This is a genomic window from Nostoc sp. CmiVER01 (genome assembly GCF_034531135.2).
Taxonomy (GTDB): domain Bacteria; phylum Cyanobacteriota; class Cyanobacteriia; order Cyanobacteriales; family Nostocaceae; genus Nostoc.
In genome coordinates, this window is record NZ_JAVRBU020000014.1 from 250,684 (window position 1) to 268,527 (window position 17,844).

A 17,844-nucleotide genomic window follows, 5' to 3' on the forward strand; every position below is an offset into this window, starting at 1 on the left:
TGCCAAAAAGCCTGTAGTCAAGACAGGCCAAGCTTAGAAACGGCAGTAGTTTAAAACTTAACTTCCAAACTCACAGAGACTTGAAAAAATGAAAAGGACTTTTCAGAAACTTTTAATTGGTGCCTCAATGGCTATTGGTGTAAGCACTCTTGCCACTGTACCAGCACAGGCTGGAACCCTCACCGATGCTACTATTGGTGGAACAGCAGCCAGTGATTATTTAGTCTATGATTCCAATGCTACAAATACCTTCACAGTAGCAAATACTAGTGAAAATGTACAAAAAGTTCTAAATGGTGACGCTGCGAGTCCCACTGGAAATGTGGAGCTAGCTGCTAGTAGTGAACAAGCTGGTTTTGATTTTACCAAAAATACCACCTTGACAGGTACAATCGGTGGGAAAACCCTGACTCTAAGCAGCCTCACTTCTGATGACTGGTTTGGAGCCGGCCAAACAACTACGACGTATGGGTTAAATAACTTAGCTAACACCTGGTTTAACCAGGCTCTAAGTTCTAATGGTATCACTAGTCCTTTACTCACTACGTTCGGCTATACTCAACAGACTTTGTTTAACAGTTTTCTTACAAAGGGGGGATTTCAACGCTTCAGTGACCCAAATATTTCCTATGTCAATCAAGATGACACTAGTGGTTTAATTAGTATTGGTTTAGCAGGTCACTTTGATGCCGCACCCCTTTTAGGGCTGCCGTCTAACCCATTCTTTCCATTACAAGCAAGTGAAATTGTCAAATACACTTATGACGGCAAAACTGATTACTTGTATGGCTTTAAAGCTAACAAGTCTGATTTAGTTGAAATAAGTGATAAAATATCCCACTCGGGTAATTATGAAGTCACTATCAAAGGTGTACCTCCCGCAGCAGTCCCAGAACCATCCGTAATGCTTGGTCTGTTGGGTGTTGCTGGTGTGTTTGCTACCCAACGCAAGTTTAAAAAAGCATCTATTTAAGATTGCGGGTTCAAAACTACAAATAAGTAAAGGAGGTGTCACCTCCCTTTTTTTATGAATACTTTTTTGCAGCTATAAGATTATTTAAGCTTCTAGGTTATACTGTTTATAAAAATATTGGCAACAAATTAGTCGGTGATAAGGATTTAAATCTATATCCCTCTACCAATGGACTTTTAATAAATATTTCGTGGAATGGGTATGGCTTAACATAGCGTTAGTTATAGTATTACTTAAGTAGTTTTACCATAATACCTGGGCAATTCTATTTTTAAAAGTAGCTGTTTATTTAAATTATGATTAAAAGAACTTGTAATAAAAGCTTTTGAAGTATTAGAGTGTAGCTAAATTTAATTTATTCATATCTTTAACTAGATTACATAAATCAAATTTTTATTGGGTTTTTCAGTTTAAATGTACTAGCGTTCTCGTTTACGGTAATAATAGTTGGCTTTTAGTTAACATAATTAGATAATAGGTAGCAATGACATCACAGTTATTCAATATAGATCAGCCATTGCAGTCACACCAAGTTAGACGAATTTTGCTCGTTGAAGACCATTATCTCAATAGATTGTTACTGAGTGACTATCTAATTTACTCTGGGTACGATGTCGAAAGCTTATCAGAAGGCTCTACTTTTTTCTCGACTATAGAAAAATTTCAGCCAGATTTAATGTTATTAGACTTGAAATTGCCGGATGTTGACGGTTATTCGCTCTTAAAACAAGTCCAGCAAAAACCTGATTTGTCAAAAATACCTATTATTGTGGTTTCAGCTTTTGCGTTTAAAGCCGATCAAGACCTGGCCATGAGTTTAGGCGCACGCCGCTATTTTGTCAAACCTATAAAACTCAAGGATCTTATACTTACGATTGAAGAAGAGTTGACTTGCTTTCACAAATAAACTTTTTTGCTGGGCGTGCCTTTATTCCGCTTTTTGGTCTGCAATGAACTCTTCAACTCGCTCACTAATATGTTGCACAGAACTGCCAACTTTTGAAATTCTATCTTGTAATTGCGCTAACAACAAAACTGCTGTTTGCAGATCATTGAGGGTTTCAGCCATAGCTTCCCGGTATTGGCCTTCAAACTCTTGCAGATTCATACTTCAATTTTTTCCTGAAATTATTTTAATGGCTATATTTCTATGATATTCGTAAATTTAACTTCCTAAATCCGTTAAATCGCTTAATATTATCAGTTTAAATAAAATTCAAAAATCTTACTTAAGAATAAATTTTATCTCATTTTATCTAAATATTTATATAAGCAATTCTAAAAAATTTAATTACTTTTAATAATAAAAATATAAATTTAGCTAGATGAAGAAAATTAAATAGTTTTGATAAAACATAATTTTGGAATAATAAATTAACTGTTAATTTTAAAATGCTAAATATAAATTCAAAAAGCCAAGCTTTTATTGTGATAACTTTAAAAAAACACGAAATTGGACTGGGCTTTGTCCCGCTATGCTAAGGTACCACTGCGCTAACGCGTGCCTACAGGGTTTTTATGACAAACTAACTAATCAAGTTTAACGGCATGAACCACTATCAGTATTGTTGTCTACCTTTAACAAGGGCATTTTGCCCCAAGTCTTGTTAATTGAGATGGTGCGCCTGCTATCGTCGGAAACTAAGCCACTCTGCAAGAAGCTTCAAAAGTGGCTACATACTTCTCTATGTACAGACTAAAAGCCTAACTACTTTACATTTACTTAATAAATACTTTTTTAAATCGGCACGAAAAAATAATTTTTCTTAAAATAAAGAAAGATTAGCTAATTTTAGTTGTGACAATATCTACTCAAATATTACCACTGCTTAAAGAGCCAGAACGGCTGGAAAATCGTCTAGCTGAAATTCCACCGGAACCGGGGGTTTATTTCATGCGGGACAGTAGCGATCGCATTATATATATAGGTAAATCACGTAAATTGCGATCGCGTGTCCGTTCCTATTTCCGGGATGGCTACAACAAGAGTGAACGTATCGCCACGATGGTGAAGTTGGTGGCAGAAATTGAATTCATCGTCACTGATACCGAAGCCGAAGCGTTAGCCCTAGAAGCAAATTTGATCAAGCAGCACCAGCCATACTTTAATGTGCTGCTCAAAGATGATAAAAAATATCCCTATCTTTGCATCACTTGGTCAGAAGATTATCCGCGAATTTTTATTACCCGTAAACGTCAATTCGGCAAAGAAAAGGATAAATTTTACGGGCCTTATACTGATGCTGGTCTTTTACGAGAAATTGTCCGCCTGTGTAAGCGGATCTTCCCGCAGCGACAACGGCCTCAACCACTTTTTAAAGACCGCCCTTGCTTAAATTATGATTTAGGGCGGTGTCCGGGCGTGTGTCAACAGATGATTTCACCAGAAGAATATCGCAAAATTGTACAAAAAATAGCGATGGTCTTCCAAGGGCGAACTCAGGAACTAATTGATATTTTGACTCAACAGATGAACGCAGCAGCTGAAAACTTGAACTTTGAGTCAGCAGCGCGAATTCGTGACCAAATTTCTGGGTTAAAGTCGCTAACAGCCAATCAAAAAGTCTCCTTACCAGATGATACAGTTTCGCGGGATGCGATCGCACTAGCAGCCAATGAAGAATACGCCTGCATTCAACTATTCCAGATTCGCGCTGGACAATTGGTGGGACGCTTGGCCTTTGTGGCGGATGCTCATGCAGAACCAGGAGCTATTTTACAACGAGCTTTAGAGGAACATTACCAAACTGCTGACTCAGTGGAAATACCTTTAGAGATTTTGGTACAGCATGATTTACCAGATAGCGAGATATTGGCGGATGTCTTAACTCAACGCAAAGGGAAAAAAGTCACAATCTTAACTCCTTTGCGGCAAACTAAGGCAGAATTAATTGAGATGGTAGAGCGAAATGCCCAGTATGAATTGCAAAGAATGCAAAAACTAGGCGATCGCAATGACCAAGCAATGCAAGATTTAGCAGCCATTCTTGATTTACCAGATGTACCCCACCGCATTGAGGGTTATGACATTTCCCATATTCAAGGGTCAAATGCAGTAGCTTCGCAAGTCGTATTTATCGACGGTTTACCCGCTAAACAGCATTATCGCCACTACAAAATCAAAAATCCCACAGTGACGGCGGGACATTCGGATGATTTTGCTAGTCTTGCTGAAGTTATTGGGCGACGGTTCCGTAAGTATGGCGAAGATCCACAGTTGGCACGTTTGGGTAATCCAGATTGGCCTGATTTAATCATGATTGATGGTGGTAAAGGTCAATTATCATCAGTTGTCGCCGTTTTGCAAGAGATGAATTTATTAGAAGACTTGCGAGTTGTTAGTTTGGCGAAGCAGCGAGAAGAGATTTTTTTACCGGGAGAGTCTAAACCCTTAACAACTGATTCAGAACAATCAGGGGTGCAGTTGTTGCGGCGGTTGCGGGATGAAGCGCACCGATTTGCAGTGACTTTCCATCGTCAGCAACGCAGTGATAAATTGAAGCGATCGCGTTTAGATGAAATTCCCGGTTTAGGACATCATCGACAAAAGCAGCTGCTAGGGCATTTTCGCTCAGTTGATTATATTCGGCAAGCTGCACCCACACAACTTGCTGAGGTTCCAGGAATCGGCCCGCGTTTGGCTCAAGAAATTTATGATTATTTTCATCCTTCTTGATATGGCCCAAAAGCATCTGACATAAGTAGGACTTACGCAAAATATCTCTAAAACTCTGATTTCTCCGTGTCGCGCCAGTTGCTACCCTGCGGGTTCCGCTTTAGCGGTACAAGTCGGGGAACCCGCCCAACGTACTGGCTTCTCTGCGCCCTCTGTGGTTCGTTATTCCATAACTCTTGCGTAAGTCCTAATAAGTATTTGAAATTTTCAATTAGTGAAGTTTTGAATTCCAAAACAGCAGTATTACTCAGCATCTATGCTGTAGTATCGATTCTCAAAAGTCGAATTTTTCTGTGCTTCTTTAAAAAGCCAAAACATCAGATAGATGCCAAAATATTGCTGTTTTTCTTTTTCGTCATAACTCACAAATTTTTCAGCCTGTTGATATCGCTCTAACGCTTGTCGGAAGTTCTTTTTGGTAACTTTCTCTCCTAATGCTTGAGATAGCAATTGCCATAACGTAGACCCGACATCCTTCTTTATATAATCGAGGCAGTAGCCGCGATCGTTGGCAAACTGTTCGTATGTCTGATTTTCAGAAGATGCTTTTAATAAATCGCTTTGTAAATCAGTCAAGTGTCTGCCAGATGATTTCGATACCACTTTATCCGCAATAATTAATAACTCTTGGATGTTCATAGGTCAAACTAATCTGATGAATTTAATGTAGATGCTTAATTATCGTCAAGTAAAGGGTTTAAAACCCTCCCAAAGGAAGCTACTATGTTGCTAGGGTACTCACGGCAGTTCCTTATCCTGTCGGAGACACTGTGCGTAGCTTGCTTCCCCGGAGGGGTACAAGTTGGGTGAGAGGCTACCACAAGCAAGTAGCACAGTAATTTTGAATTGTTAATAGTTCGTATAACAATCTAATTTGATGATCTATCAACTTACTCGTGAAGACAGGGAACACGAGAGAAGAGAGGTAAAGGAGTAGGAAGTTTTTTCAAAAGCCAAATAGGAGCCATATAAAATTTATGAACTTGAAATGATTGAAATATTTTTTATCTAAGTATTTGTAATGATACAAGGTATTAACTAATTTATGATGGAGTTTATTTGATCTTTAAGAAATGCGCTTCTATTGACTTACTTTTCAAAAGTTTTATTTAAGCTTTATTTGAACTTTAATTTTTTATTATCATTGCTTTAAAAAAAATTGATTTTTTCTTCTTTTTTATAGCTAATCAAATAGGCGCTTTACGAATATTAATATTTGCCAATTTCCCACTTAATCCCACAAAACCCCCCTCGCGTTTTTTTTTGATCGCTGAGAATATTAGTTTGTGATGAATAACGAACAGAAAAAGTTCAGAAACCTCAACACTTTAAAGAGTAAATCAAGTGCTACAGCTATGATACTCGTTATTGTTTTAATGAGGTAAAGCACCCAATTAGTAAATCGAGTAGACCAACGTAAAAATTTGTCGTTGGGATAAAGCAGGAAGCAAGAGGTAGGAGGTAGGAGGTAAGAAGAAAGACAATTTTTATTGAATTTATCTTTCTTAACATTTGGTTTGATTCTGCCAAGTTACTTAATCTATGACTTTTAATGCCCTTGCTTTGCAATATCTAAAAAACTTCAAATGTTTAAAAAAACTCTACGAATATTTACTAACCATTCCTTATTATGTCTACTCGGAGTAGTTAGCATAAACCTCGAAGCCCAAGCACAATCTGTTACCAACTCTGTTAATTCTCAATCTCAGCCTAATCAAGAGCAGACTCTTGATAATCAACAACGGAATTCTGCTGCAATTAATCAAACAGGAGTTTACAACCTTGGTGAATCGGCTACTTATAAAATTCAAGGAGTAGCTGGAATAAATGTTGTGTGTCCACGACCATCTTTAATATTAGGGACTTCTTTGAGTTCCTATGACGGGATTAGTTTATCTAATAACGCCTCTTATGCTATGAATGCTGCTATAGTTTTCCCTTTGGGTGGAAGTCTAGAGAGTACTTGCAAGCAAATGGCTGAAACTATTTCTCGTAAGACTCAATATGATGTAGAGATTATCAATGCCCGTGCCTGTGCTGAATTAATCAGTGCTGGTATCCAACTAACCGCCGACAGCTTTCCTACTATTTCTGCTGTCTGTAAAGGGGTTGCTATAAACAGAACTAATACAAATGAATCTAACAAGGTTCCTAAGTTTCAGTCTCAAGAATTACCTAAAAATGAGGCTGAAAAAGACAACTAATTTATAACGAGGAGAAACTCATGAAAAAAGTTCTTGGTTTTGCTATTCTTGCTACTTTCTTAGCTACTCCTGCTTTTGCTGGTGAAACATTTGTGCGTGACGAAAATTCATGGAGTAATAGCGTAACAAAGACCAATTTAATGCTTGATTCTAAGACTGTTTCTCAACGTAACGAAAAATACGATTCTTGGGCTCAAAAGGATTACGTTGATGGTGATATTAATATCAGTACACCTGCTGGTGGTACAGATATTTCCTTTGATGAATTTATCAATAATACAGCAGGTAGTGAGCTATATGGTAAATATAGTGAAACTAATTGGACTAACCTTAATGGTACTATTAATACTACAACTAACTCATATACTAATAGTCACGAAACCAGTGCAGGTGTTCGTTAGTTCTTAATAGTGCTTGATGTAATTTGAAAAGATTTTAAATTCTAGGGTGGTTAATCCACCCTGGTAATTATTTGAGTTACTTTGCCAAGATTAGTTTTTCTGACAAAGGCAACTAATTTATTATGAGGACAAAGTAATGAAGAAAGTTCTCGGTTTATCTATTCTTGCTACTTTGTTGACTAGTCCTGCTTTAGCAGGTGAGACTTTTGTGTTGAACCAATGGACAATTCAGCAAAGCAGAACAGAGACTAATTTCAACATCGATAATGTAACCAATTCAAATCGTACCCAAGATTACAACTCTTCTTCTAATAATATTTACATTGATCGTAAAGTTGAAACTGAGTATAACAATGGTAAAATCGGAGAATTTTTTAAAAATTTTACTGTTCAAAATACTGGTGGTGAACTAAATGGTAGTTTTTATGAAGAGAGAACAGCTAGAGTATGGGGTACGATCAATACTATTATGAATTCATATAGCACTACCCACGAAAGTAGTGCAGGGATTCGTTAGTTATTACCCTACTTGATATTATTGCAGAAAGTTGTAGGGTGGTTATTCCACCCTTTTTTTATGAAATATTCAATATTCTTAGCTGTTGCTTTATTGACATGGATTGCATTTATCTATTTCCATAGATTTGTTTCTATGGCTCCAATGCCTACCTTATTTATAAATTATATGTTAAAAGTATTTAATCAAAATACTAGTGAGACTATACAGCTTAAACAGATAAATTTGTCATCTGAAATCAGGGGAAATTTATATAACTCTATATCTACAGGCATGTCTTATGATGAAGTTCGTTCCATTCTAGGTTGGGATGGTATCTTGATTTATGAAAACAATATTGACTCCCCTGATGGACAAATACATGAAAAGATTTATCAGTGGAACAATCAAGATGTTTACTTGACTGATTACGAATCTCAAAGAGCAGATATCAATCCATACTGGAGTGTCACACTTAGATTTCAAAATGATATCCTTATCAATAAAGCATCCTTTAACCTACAAAATTAGATGGGCGATGTCTACGACGGGCTACGCCTACGCAAATCTCAGCTGTACAAACACTTAGCGATCGCTGTTTGATTGTAACCCAACTTGATAGTTATAAATTGGTGTAATGGAAAAAACCGAAAAACAGAAAATGCTCGCAGGCGAATTATATCTGGCGGATGATCCAGAATTGGCTGCCGAAAGTAAGCGAGCTAGTCGTCTGTTGCGAAGTTACAATTCTACAACCGAAGAACAGCAAGAGCAACGGCAGCAAATTTTGCAAGAATTATTTGGAAAGCTTGGTGAAAAGGTATCAATTGTGCCACCCTTTCACTGTGATTATGGCAGTAATATTTTTGCTGGCGACAGATTTTATATGAACTATGGTTGTGTAATTTTAGACTGCAATACAGTTCATATTGGTGAAAATGTCTTATGCGCTCCTTATGTGCAAATTTATACTGCTTATCATCCAACAGAGCCAGAAATTCGTCTTTCTGGAAAAGAATTAGCTGCCCCAATTAACATTGGTAATAATGTCTGGATTGGTGGCAGTGCAATTATTTGTCCAGGTGTAACTATTGGTGATAACACAACCATTGGTGCTGGCAGTGTCGTTGTCAAAGATATACCTGAGAATGTTGTCGCTGCTGGCAATCCCTGCCGCGTCATTCGATATTTATCCTAAAGTTTAAAATTTATATCCTCTGGCAATCCAATAGAGCCAGTCTGCGATCGCTTCTTCAGTTTCGCTGTCAGCATCAATGGCTGTTATTTCAGATAACTTTGCAGAATATACATCATCATCCTTACCATTAATGTAAGCCACTTCTACAAGCATATCTTTCAAGCACTCATCATCTGGGGCCATTCCCAGCACTTCCACTGGTTTCTCCTCGGTAGAACCTGATTTGCGTGCCTTCTTTGCCCATTTAGCCATAAAGGGAAAATTCAGAGTCTCTTCGAGGTAATAGTACCAACCCATGGCCCGGTCTTCTTTATCTTCAGCATCTACAATGATCTCTGTTTTAATGCGATGCTCTCGGTTTTCGTCGGCTTCAACACTAGGCATAAGATAACACTTTACGTATAATGCATTTTGATAATACTACCAAAATCTTAGCTAAGAATAATTTTTCTAAAATAAAGAATATAAGATTTAGGTATCAGAGATACCCCAACACCCTTAAAAAGGCGGCTTTTAGGGTTCTCCCTTTTCTAAAGGGGATTAGTAAATCTAGGTTTCAGTTTTCAGTGCGTAATTCTTGCTATATCTAAGTTATACAAAAAACCGCTTGTCAATGACAAACGGTTTTCTAATTATTGCCCTCAAAGGGTAACTTATTTGTTGCGCCAACATGGCAGGTTCTTTCTTCGCACTAAAGTGCGAAATTTTTTAGAAATTAAACAAGTCTTAAATCAGGATAATTTGCCAGTACATCGTCAGATGTCAGGGTATCATTTTCAGCTTGCGGAGTCCAAAGAACTTCAATTGCCAGAAGTTTCTCACTGGGGATACTACCAATTTGCCGCAACGCTTGACGCAAATCATCAGCACTGTTAATCGCTGTGGGGATTTCAAACTTACCTAGTGTCGCCGCCAGCAAGGTGACGATAATATATTCACCAGGGCCTTCAGTAAATAGGCGGGTGGGGTTGTCGAGTTCACCAGCCGGAGGTAAAGCATCTTTGGCAAGGGCCCCTCTTAGCTGATTGTTGACGTTAGAAATAGTTTCTTCACTAAACTTGCTGCGTTCTGCTAGTGACAGCCGATTAAACTGACTTTCAGCTGAATTTAAACTGGCTTGTTGAGTGCCACCACCTGCATATACAAAGTATTCGGGATGGCGGAGTAAAGCTAGGCTGGCTTCTTGTAGAACTTCTGCTCTCCCCTCTGGGGTATTAGTATCAGCAGTTTCAGCAATGTGGTTGAGTTCATTTTGCAATTCACGGGCTTGAGCTAACAAACCTACTTGCAAACGAGTCACAGAAACCGGAGAGTTACTGGTGTAATCTGCTTCGCCAGTTTCACCGCTAGAGACGCGGCGGAAAGTTTGCAATATGAAATTAGCGATCGCAAAGAAAATTAAGATGCTAAATAGACCACCAAATCCTCCCCCAATACCCCAGAAAGGAAGTAGGAAGGGAAAGCCAAAACCACCACCAAAACCACCACCAGGATAGTATCCGCCTCCGCCAGGAGGTGCATAAGTGCGCGGTGTATAGGTGCGGCTGGAAGGTACTCTAAAGGAGCCACCACCGATTCGACCCCCACTGCGGGCCGCTAATGCTCCATCGGCGTGGCTAAGAGCCAAAGTTAACACCAGTCCTAGTGCTAACAAGCTTTTTAACAGTGGTTTGATGGTTTGTTGTAGTTTTTTACGCATAATACAATCGCTTGGAAAACTGAATTATTTATGATTTCTCCTCATGCTGGTAGGAGTCTTTCAATCTTTCGCTAACGCCAGCCCGTAAAAGCTTGCTTTGTAGCATTCACGTAGCATTCACAAGTATTGGCTACATATTCAATCTACCGCGTCTTCTGTTGGGTAGGCAGCGATCGCAGGGGGGATTTCTCGACTGGGGAACCGTACCTTAAGATATGTTTACAATCACAGAAACTATTGCTGCTAGATTTTGGAATAGCACTTTCAGCCTACAGTCTGGAATTATACAGATGCTTTTAATTTTTAATGATTATTTTGACTAATTTTTTAATACTTCACCCTACTTATTTGATCAAAGGTGGGAAGACATTTTTAAATAAAAGTAGTATTTGTTACATTCGATAACCTTAAACTTACTTTTATACAGTAGGCAAAAAAGTGTCCATAATGCTCATCATTAAACGCAGCCAGACGCTAGATCACTCTCAAGTACTGATCAATTTTTTTGGTATTTTGGTACAACAGCCTAGAGGATTCAGAATATTCTATTGAACGTAGCTAGATTTCATAATTTTCGCAACATTTATTTACTGATCAATTTGGCTACATACAAGTCTTAACTTTGATTTATTGTTCATCATGCACAGAAATTCTCAAGTAGTGAGAAATTTGGAGCAAAAATAAAATCAACACAATAAAAAAAACAATCTTTCTGGCTAATCTTGTAAAATCGGCTGCCAATTGGTCTACCACATTCGTTTTAAAAGAAATAAAATAAGAATTAAGGCTTTGAAAATAATCCTAATTGTAAATAAATTAAAAATTATTTGAAGTAAAGTTATCAGCTTTATTATGGAACATATTTCTCAACTAACAGCCGAAATCAGAGACAAAGCTGCATACCCAGATATCTTAGTCATATCCCGGATTTTCCTGCCGAAAGAAGCTGTAATTGGGGAATATATCTATAATCGCTGTCTTCAAGATCCAGAACGAGTGATTGTGCTGGCGGCTAGTTGCTCAGGAGACAAAGTATTTGATCAAGGTCAACAGTTTCCCGTATATCGCTGGTTTTATCCTAGATACTGGCGTAGTGGCTTTGTGGGAAGTATCCTGAAGCCTTTGGTGAATATAGTCTGCTCATTTGTCCTAGCAATCAGACTTTATTTTCGCTATCACTACCGTTATATAGAGTGGGGCCACGGCTATGATTTCCCTTCGCTGTTGCTATTGAGCTATTTCTTACCTATTCGCTATTTTATCTATCTGCACGGCGATGATTTTCATTGTACTTTACACAATCCCGTGCTGCGATCGCTATTTAAATTAACACTTCATAGAGCCGAAGGTATTGTTTGTAACAGTTCTTATACAAGAGACTACCTCAGAACTGCTTTGCGATTAGATACTCCTACCCACGTCATTAACCCGGTAGTCAGACCAGAAAAATTTGGTAATAATGTAGCAAGCCCTAGTAGCCTTGATGATTTACGTGTTCGCGTGCGTCAGGCGTACAACATTCCCGAATCAGCAATAGTTATTCTTTCCATTGGAAGGTTAGTAAAACATAAAGGTTTCGATCAAGTAATTGATAACATCCCACTATTGCTAACTTTTGGGGTTGATGTTCACTATATAATCTGCGGTCAAGGGTCAAGTGAATCGGAACTAAAATCTTTGGCGCATCGTTTGCGGGTAGATAAGCATGTCCACTTCGCCGGATATGTACCTGAGCGAGAATTAGCAGGTTATTATGCTGCTTGCGACATATTTGCCATGCTGACTTTATTGGATACTAAAGCTAATAGCATGGAAGGTTTTGGTATGGTTTATTTAGAAGCAAGTTACTTCGGTAAGCCTGTAATTGCCCCTCGCTTAGGCGGTGTTCTAGATACAGTTCAGCATGAAGAGAATGGAATATTGGTTAATCCCAATTCTGGTTATGAAGTGTTTCAAGCTTTCAATCGGTTGTGCAAAGACCAGCAACTACGTGAGCAGCTTGGGCGCAAAGGTAAAGAATTAGCCAAGCGTAGAACCCTTCATCGATCGCTGTATAAATCAGAGGGGTGAGACGCAGTTTTGATAGCTTTGGAAATGAACAAGATTACGGTGTAGAATCTCGCTGGTAATTCGATTAAAAATGCAATGAAAAATATCTTGTTTCGGACAGGTCTATTCCTTCGGCGCACTTACCGAACGCAAGCTATTATTTTTATAGTTATTGGATGTCTTATTGTATTAAGTTTAATTACTTTTGGGGCAATGTATGTTGTGGCTCAACCTGCTTCAACCTCATCTGAACGTCTTGCTGTTAAAACACCAAATTTAGGGCGACACTTCCAAGAATTCGGGCGTGAAGGCTCAATATTGATTTACGACTCAAAAAATAACCGCTTCTATGAACATAATCCTCAACGTAATGCAACTGCGATCGCTCCAGCTTCAACATTCAAAATTTTTAACGCGCTAGTAGCTTTAGAAACAGGTGTAATTCTTGATGATGTGGCGGTTCTAACTTGGGATGGAATTCACCGAGAAGTTAATGCTTGGAATCATGATACTAATTTGCGTCAAGCCTTTAAAGATTCAACTGTTTGGTTCTATCAAGTACTAGCACGTAGGGCTGGATATGAACGAATGCAGCAATTTATTAACAAAGTAGGTTACGGGAACCGTCAAATTGGCACAGCCGCAGACATTGATCGTTTTTGGTTACAACAGCAGATATTGCAAATTACACCCAAAGAGCAAATTAAGTTTTTGCAACGGTTATATCAAAGCGATTTGCCTTTCTCCCAAAGAACAATAAATCTTGTCAAAGACATTATGGTACGCGAACAAACTCCAGACTACACACTGCGGGGGAAGACAGGATGGTTAACGACTATCAAACCAAACATTGGTTGGTTCGTGGGTTATTTAGAGCAAAACAAAAACGTCTACTTTTTTGCAACAACCCTTGATATGGATACAGCAGAGGATGCACCCGCCCGCATCGAAATTACACGACGTAGCCTGAAAGATTTGGGCTTGCTCGCTCAAATCAACTAACCACCACCAACAATAGTTACCACTTCTAAGCGATCGCCTGGTTGCACTTTTGTTTGCTCCCAAAACTGGCGGTGTAAAATTTCGCCGTTATACTCTACAGCTACCAAGCGGGGATTAAAGCCCAACTGTTGGATCAAGTCGGGTAAAGAAGTTTGAAACAAACAGCTATGGGTTTCCCCATTTACCTGAATGGTAATCTCATTAGACATAATATGTGGGGAATAGGGAGTGGGGTATTAGGTATTGGTTACTTACTTTGGACAAATGACTAATGACTCTTTCAAAGTTCTGGTTTAATGCGATTGAGTTGGGAGAGCAAATATTGAGTCACCAGGGTAGGTTGTTCGGCTTGCATAAGCGATCGCACCACTGCTACACGTTCGGCTCCGGCATCGATCACATCATTGATATTATTGGCATCTATTCCTCCAATGGCAAACCAGGGAATTGAGCAATTTTTGGCAGCATAGCTGACATATTCTAAACCTGTTGCAACCTTACCTAGTTTCGTGGGAGTTTCATAAACTGGCCCCACGCCAATATAATCTACACCTTCAGCAATTGCTGCTTGCATTTCTTCTTTATTTGTGGTAGAAAGACCTATCAAACGCTGGGAACCGAGTAATTGCCGAGCAACAGCAATAGGCATATCTTGTTGTCCGAGATGTACTCCATCTGCATCGACAGCTAAAGCTACATCCACGCGATCGTTAACAATGAACAAAGCACCGTAGATATGGCATAACTGCCGGAGTTTTTTGGCTTGTTCTAGACGCAAAGAATCATCGGCGGTTTTGTCACGATATTGTAAAAGCGTTAATCCACCTTTTAGTGCAGCTTCGACGTTGTTCAACAAATTTTCATGTGGGGAAGTAACAAGATACAAACGCGATCGCCATAACAATTGATGGCGCTGATGACCCATTAAACTACTTTCTAGGGTATAAACCTGATAGCGCATCTGCTTACAAGCTTTAGCCATATTTGGCTGATAAAGCTTGCTGTATTCTTCCAACACCCGCAATGCTTCTTCTATACGGCAAAAATTAGCTTGCAACACCGATTTGATACTAGCTCTTTGTTCTTCCTGAGGATGGGTTAACTCAGTCCCAGGATCGCCTGGTGTATCTCGCGCCGCCCGCAATTCCGGGGTATGCCATTTGCCTACCTCTTGTCGTAGCCGCTTGCATTCAAGAGCCAACTGGGCATTGTTCAAGCCAAAGCGACACCATTCTTCGATAATCCGCAAGCCCTCACGAGCGCGGTCTAAATTGGCATCTAAAATGCGGTAGACAACAAGTTGTATCTGCTCTTTTTGGCTGTATGGCTCGACCATTACAACAACCCCGTTAGTGCTTTCATCGAAGTGTGAATTATCATATATCCTAGTAACCATAGTTAATTAATTTGCTTTTTTTTACTCAATTTTTGCAGACTATACGCAAAATAACGTAGTAGTGAGGGTTACAGGAAATTATCCCATGTTCCTATAGGCAGTGATAAGGGTAGTTTGAGGCTACAGTTTTGCACTAAGGTTAGTCAAGTATTTTAGGGTAAACGACAAGCTCGCAAAGGACTAACGCCGCAAGGCGGAAGTCAAAACTCACGTATTCACGCATTTAAAAGTATTATGGAATCGGCTTTTTAGGGATTTTAAATGGTTGCTCTATTTACGCCGTGGGCTACTAGCCAGAGCGTATACACTGGAAAATCCACAGTGGGTAAATTAAATTTGAGACTGCATGGATACTATTTAGAGAGTATTTATAAAGTAAATTTTAACTTTTAAATAGGACGCTTTCTCGTCCAAAATATTATCTGAGCCGATTATTAAAGCTGACTGTATATATTGCTTCACTGATGCTCAACAAATTTGAGAGTGGGGGTATTTTGGCGATCGCATAGCGTGTCCTTTAGGACAAGGTATTGTTGAACAGACAGAATATCATTTATTACGCTGTCTTAAAAATTCCCACTCGTTCAATATCTGAGTAATATTATCTAGATAATACTCTTAGAGAGTATAAGAATTTATGGTTACTTCCAAGGAGTTGTGTTAAATATGATTCACCATCGGATGTTTCCTAAGTACCATAGGGTAGATATTATGCTTGCGAAGCTTAAGTTTCTGAAATCAGCAAGGCTTTTATTTTTTATTTTATCAGTATTATCTTTTACCGTAGGCATGGGAACGGCGTTCCTGGGTAGCGCGATTGCTCAGATGCCATCAACACCAAATTCAGCACCTCTGGTTGAGAAAACAAATTCTCAGAAGGTGCTGTTTGTCAACCCAAATGGTGGAGATGACACAGGCAATGGCAGCGAATCCGCTCCTGTGAAAACGATTACCCAAGCTTTACGATTAGCTAACGCCAATACTGTAATTATGCTCTCCACAGGCACTTATAGCGCCGAAACAGGAGAAGAATTTCCCTTAATATTAAAACCAGGTATCTCAATTCAAGGCAACCCTAGCAATCAAGGTAAGGATATTGTAATTCAGGGAGGTGGTGATTACCTGAGCCGGAGCTTTGCCGGTCAAAATGTCGCAATTGTCGGAGCAAACCAAACCTTAATTACTGGGGTGACAGTGACGAACCCAAACCGCCGTGGTTACGGTTTATGGGTTGAATCAAGTAATCCGGTAATCGCAGAAAATACATTTACTGGCAGTACTCAAGATGGGATTTCTATTTGTGGTGATGCTACACCTACTATTAGTAAGAATTATTTTGATCGCAATGGAGCCAATGGCATCACAATTGCTGGTAACTCCAGTCCCCAAGTGAAGGAAAATATCTTTCACGAAACGGGTTTTGGCATTAATATTGCCCAAAATGCGGCTCCTATAGTCATAGGGAATCAAATTCAAAATAATAGATCCGGAATTGTGGTACAAGCAAATGCCCGCCCGATTTTACGAAATAATATTATTCAAAATAATAAAGAAGATGGTTTAGTTGCGATCGCTCAAGCAATGCCCAATTTGGGTAGTGCATCCGAACCTGGGGGTAATCAATTTCAAAATAATGCTCGCTACGATATTAACGCCAGTGCTGCTAAACAGGAGATTTCTGCTCCTGGTAACAATCTTGTAAGCGATCGCATCACTGGTAAGGTAGATATCAACGGTACAACAGCACTTGCAACCCAAAATTCTCAACCTGCCTCTGTCTCTAACAATGTGTTACGAGAAATACCAGCAAGCGGGGAAATTACCTTCTCGGCTCCCGAAATCCCTGAAACTACTAATAGGCAAACTAGCAACAACATTTCAGCAAATAATCGTGTTCCGACAAAATTAAACAGTCAAAAGCTGCCATCGTTGCCAGCCAATGTGCGGCTTTCTGCGCCTATATCCAATCAACAGCAACCGACCTCTAAAGTTGCCGGATTTCCTACTCCTAGCAGCTTGTCGGTTAGACAAATACCAGCTGACACTTTAAGAGTTGCAACTCCCAATCCAGCACAGCCATCTGATACACCACAGTTGAATTATGTGCGGATTGAGCCTAAGACGATTGAATTTACTGCTCCTGAGTACCCATCCAATTCAGTTGCACAGCAGCCATTACCAATACAAGAAACTTCTGCCTCATCTGCTTCTGCACTTTTACCACTTCCTGATCGCAATATACCTATTGCTAATAGTCGCAATATCCAAACAAGTTCTGCAAGTATTCCATATAGTGGTAACTCTGCAAGACAATTTGGTGTACGTTATCGCGTAGTAGTGCCATTGGCAACTAATAAAGATCAAGATTTAGTGCGATTCCTTGCTCCTGGTGCGTTTCCCACAGTTTGGCAAGGTCAAAGAGTTATGCAAGCAGGAGTATTTAGTAGTGAATATAACGCTAAAGAAATGCTTAAAACACTCTCTAGTAAAGGTTTAAGAGCCATTATGGAGCCGTTGAATTGAGTAGGGAATTGTGGGCATGGGAAAGAGGAAGAGGGCAGGGTGCAGAGGGGACAATTCTTCTCCCCTGCTCCCTACTCCCTGCTCCCTTGCTTCTTCCCCTGCTCCCTGCCCCCTGCCTCATAGCGATGGTATATTTTTTTATTTGGAAGTCCTTAAGAGGATGTTTGAAAAGTGGTATCTTGTGCTTTTAATCACATTTTTACCCCCCTTAATCCCCCCTTATAAAG

The 17,844-nt window shown here is 39.3% G+C and carries 17 protein-coding genes; 11 read left to right on the forward strand and 6 right to left on the reverse strand.

Translation table 11 applies throughout. The annotated features are described in order from the left end of the window. Positions 1–88: 88 nt before the first annotated feature. The gene (locus tag RMZ43_RS24675; protein ID WP_322653170.1) at positions 89–973 is read left to right on the forward strand and encodes an NF038130 family PEP-CTERM protein; all 885 of its coding nucleotides are present in this window, start codon (positions 89–91) and stop codon (positions 971–973) included. Positions 974–1,457: 484 nt separating this feature from the next. Then, a complete protein-coding gene (locus RMZ43_RS24680; protein ID WP_322649317.1) occupies positions 1,458–1,880 on the forward strand; it encodes a response regulator in 423 nt (140 codons plus the stop codon). A gap of 21 nt (positions 1,881–1,901) precedes the next feature. Here RMZ43_RS24680 and RMZ43_RS24685 read toward each other — a convergent pair whose 3' ends face one another. After that, the gene (locus RMZ43_RS24685; protein WP_322649316.1) at positions 1,902–2,081 is read right to left on the reverse strand and encodes a hypothetical protein; all 180 of its coding nucleotides are present in this window, start codon (positions 2,079–2,081) and stop codon (positions 1,902–1,904) included. 690 nt (positions 2,082–2,771) lie between these two features. Between RMZ43_RS24685 and uvrC the strand changes: the two genes are divergently transcribed. Next, entirely contained in the window at positions 2,772–4,649 is a 1,878-nt protein-coding gene (gene uvrC / locus RMZ43_RS24690) for an excinuclease ABC subunit UvrC (RefSeq protein ID WP_322649315.1), read from the forward strand. Positions 4,650–4,892: 243 nt separating this feature from the next. Here uvrC and RMZ43_RS24695 read toward each other — a convergent pair whose 3' ends face one another. After that, positions 4,893–5,288 (reverse strand): hypothetical protein, encoded by a 396-nt coding sequence (locus RMZ43_RS24695; RefSeq protein WP_322649314.1) that lies wholly within the window; start codon positions 5,286–5,288, stop codon positions 4,893–4,895. A 947-nt stretch (positions 5,289–6,235) separates the two neighbouring features. Between RMZ43_RS24695 and RMZ43_RS24700 the strand changes: the two genes are divergently transcribed. The 5 genes from RMZ43_RS24700 (at position 6,236) to RMZ43_RS24720 (ending at position 8,948) form a co-directional block, all read left to right on the forward strand. Next, entirely contained in the window at positions 6,236–6,853 is a 618-nt protein-coding gene (locus RMZ43_RS24700) for a hypothetical protein (protein ID WP_322649313.1), read from the forward strand. 20 nt (positions 6,854–6,873) lie between these two features. Then, complete coding sequence (locus RMZ43_RS24705) at positions 6,874–7,254, forward strand: hypothetical protein (RefSeq protein ID WP_322649312.1); 381 nt, start codon at positions 6,874–6,876, stop codon at positions 7,252–7,254. A gap of 136 nt (positions 7,255–7,390) precedes the next feature. Further along, positions 7,391–7,771: a hypothetical protein gene (locus RMZ43_RS24710; protein ID WP_322649311.1), complete on the forward strand. Its 381-nt coding sequence runs from the start codon at positions 7,391–7,393 to the stop codon at positions 7,769–7,771. A 60-nt stretch (positions 7,772–7,831) separates the two neighbouring features. Continuing rightward, positions 7,832–8,281 (forward strand): hypothetical protein, encoded by a 450-nt coding sequence (locus tag RMZ43_RS24715; protein ID WP_322653169.1) that lies wholly within the window; start codon positions 7,832–7,834, stop codon positions 8,279–8,281. A 106-nt stretch (positions 8,282–8,387) separates the two neighbouring features. Beyond that, positions 8,388–8,948, forward strand: a complete 561-nt coding sequence (locus RMZ43_RS24720; protein WP_322653168.1) for a sugar O-acetyltransferase — start codon at positions 8,388–8,390, stop codon at positions 8,946–8,948. 3 nt (positions 8,949–8,951) lie between these two features. Here RMZ43_RS24720 and RMZ43_RS24725 read toward each other — a convergent pair whose 3' ends face one another. Both RMZ43_RS24725 and RMZ43_RS24730 read right to left on the reverse strand, forming a co-directional pair. Continuing rightward, positions 8,952–9,332 (reverse strand): calcium-binding protein, encoded by a 381-nt coding sequence (locus RMZ43_RS24725; RefSeq protein ID WP_322653167.1) that lies wholly within the window; start codon positions 9,330–9,332, stop codon positions 8,952–8,954. A gap of 331 nt (positions 9,333–9,663) precedes the next feature. Then, positions 9,664–10,647 carry a DUF1517 domain-containing protein gene (locus tag RMZ43_RS24730; RefSeq protein WP_322653166.1) on the reverse strand — a complete coding sequence of 328 codons (984 nt, stop codon included), beginning with the start codon at positions 10,645–10,647 and terminating at the stop codon, positions 9,664–9,666. A gap of 852 nt (positions 10,648–11,499) precedes the next feature. On the opposite strand from RMZ43_RS24730, the gene RMZ43_RS24735 reads away from it, so the two are divergent. Then, positions 11,500–12,717 (forward strand): glycosyltransferase family 4 protein, encoded by a 1,218-nt coding sequence (locus tag RMZ43_RS24735; RefSeq protein ID WP_322653165.1) that lies wholly within the window; start codon positions 11,500–11,502, stop codon positions 12,715–12,717. A gap of 75 nt (positions 12,718–12,792) precedes the next feature. Next, positions 12,793–13,698 (forward strand): class D beta-lactamase, encoded by a 906-nt coding sequence (gene blaOXA / locus RMZ43_RS24740; RefSeq protein ID WP_322653164.1) that lies wholly within the window; start codon positions 12,793–12,795, stop codon positions 13,696–13,698. Here the strand turns inward: blaOXA and thiS are convergent. Together thiS and RMZ43_RS24750 are read right to left on the reverse strand one after the other, a co-directional pair. Beyond that, a complete protein-coding gene (gene thiS, locus RMZ43_RS24745; RefSeq protein ID WP_322653163.1) occupies positions 13,695–13,907 on the reverse strand; it encodes a sulfur carrier protein ThiS in 213 nt (70 codons plus the stop codon). The two genes, blaOXA and thiS, sit on opposite strands and share 4 nt — an antisense overlap. Before the next feature lie 71 nt (positions 13,908–13,978). Further along, positions 13,979–15,034 (reverse strand): thiamine phosphate synthase, encoded by a 1,056-nt coding sequence (locus tag RMZ43_RS24750; RefSeq protein ID WP_322653162.1) that lies wholly within the window; start codon positions 15,032–15,034, stop codon positions 13,979–13,981. Between the two features lie 726 nt (positions 15,035–15,760). Here RMZ43_RS24750 and RMZ43_RS24755 point away from each other — a divergent pair. After that, complete coding sequence (locus tag RMZ43_RS24755; RefSeq protein WP_416212085.1) at positions 15,761–17,617, forward strand: DUF1565 domain-containing protein; 1,857 nt, start codon at positions 15,761–15,763, stop codon at positions 17,615–17,617. Positions 17,618–17,844 lie beyond the last annotated feature (227 nt).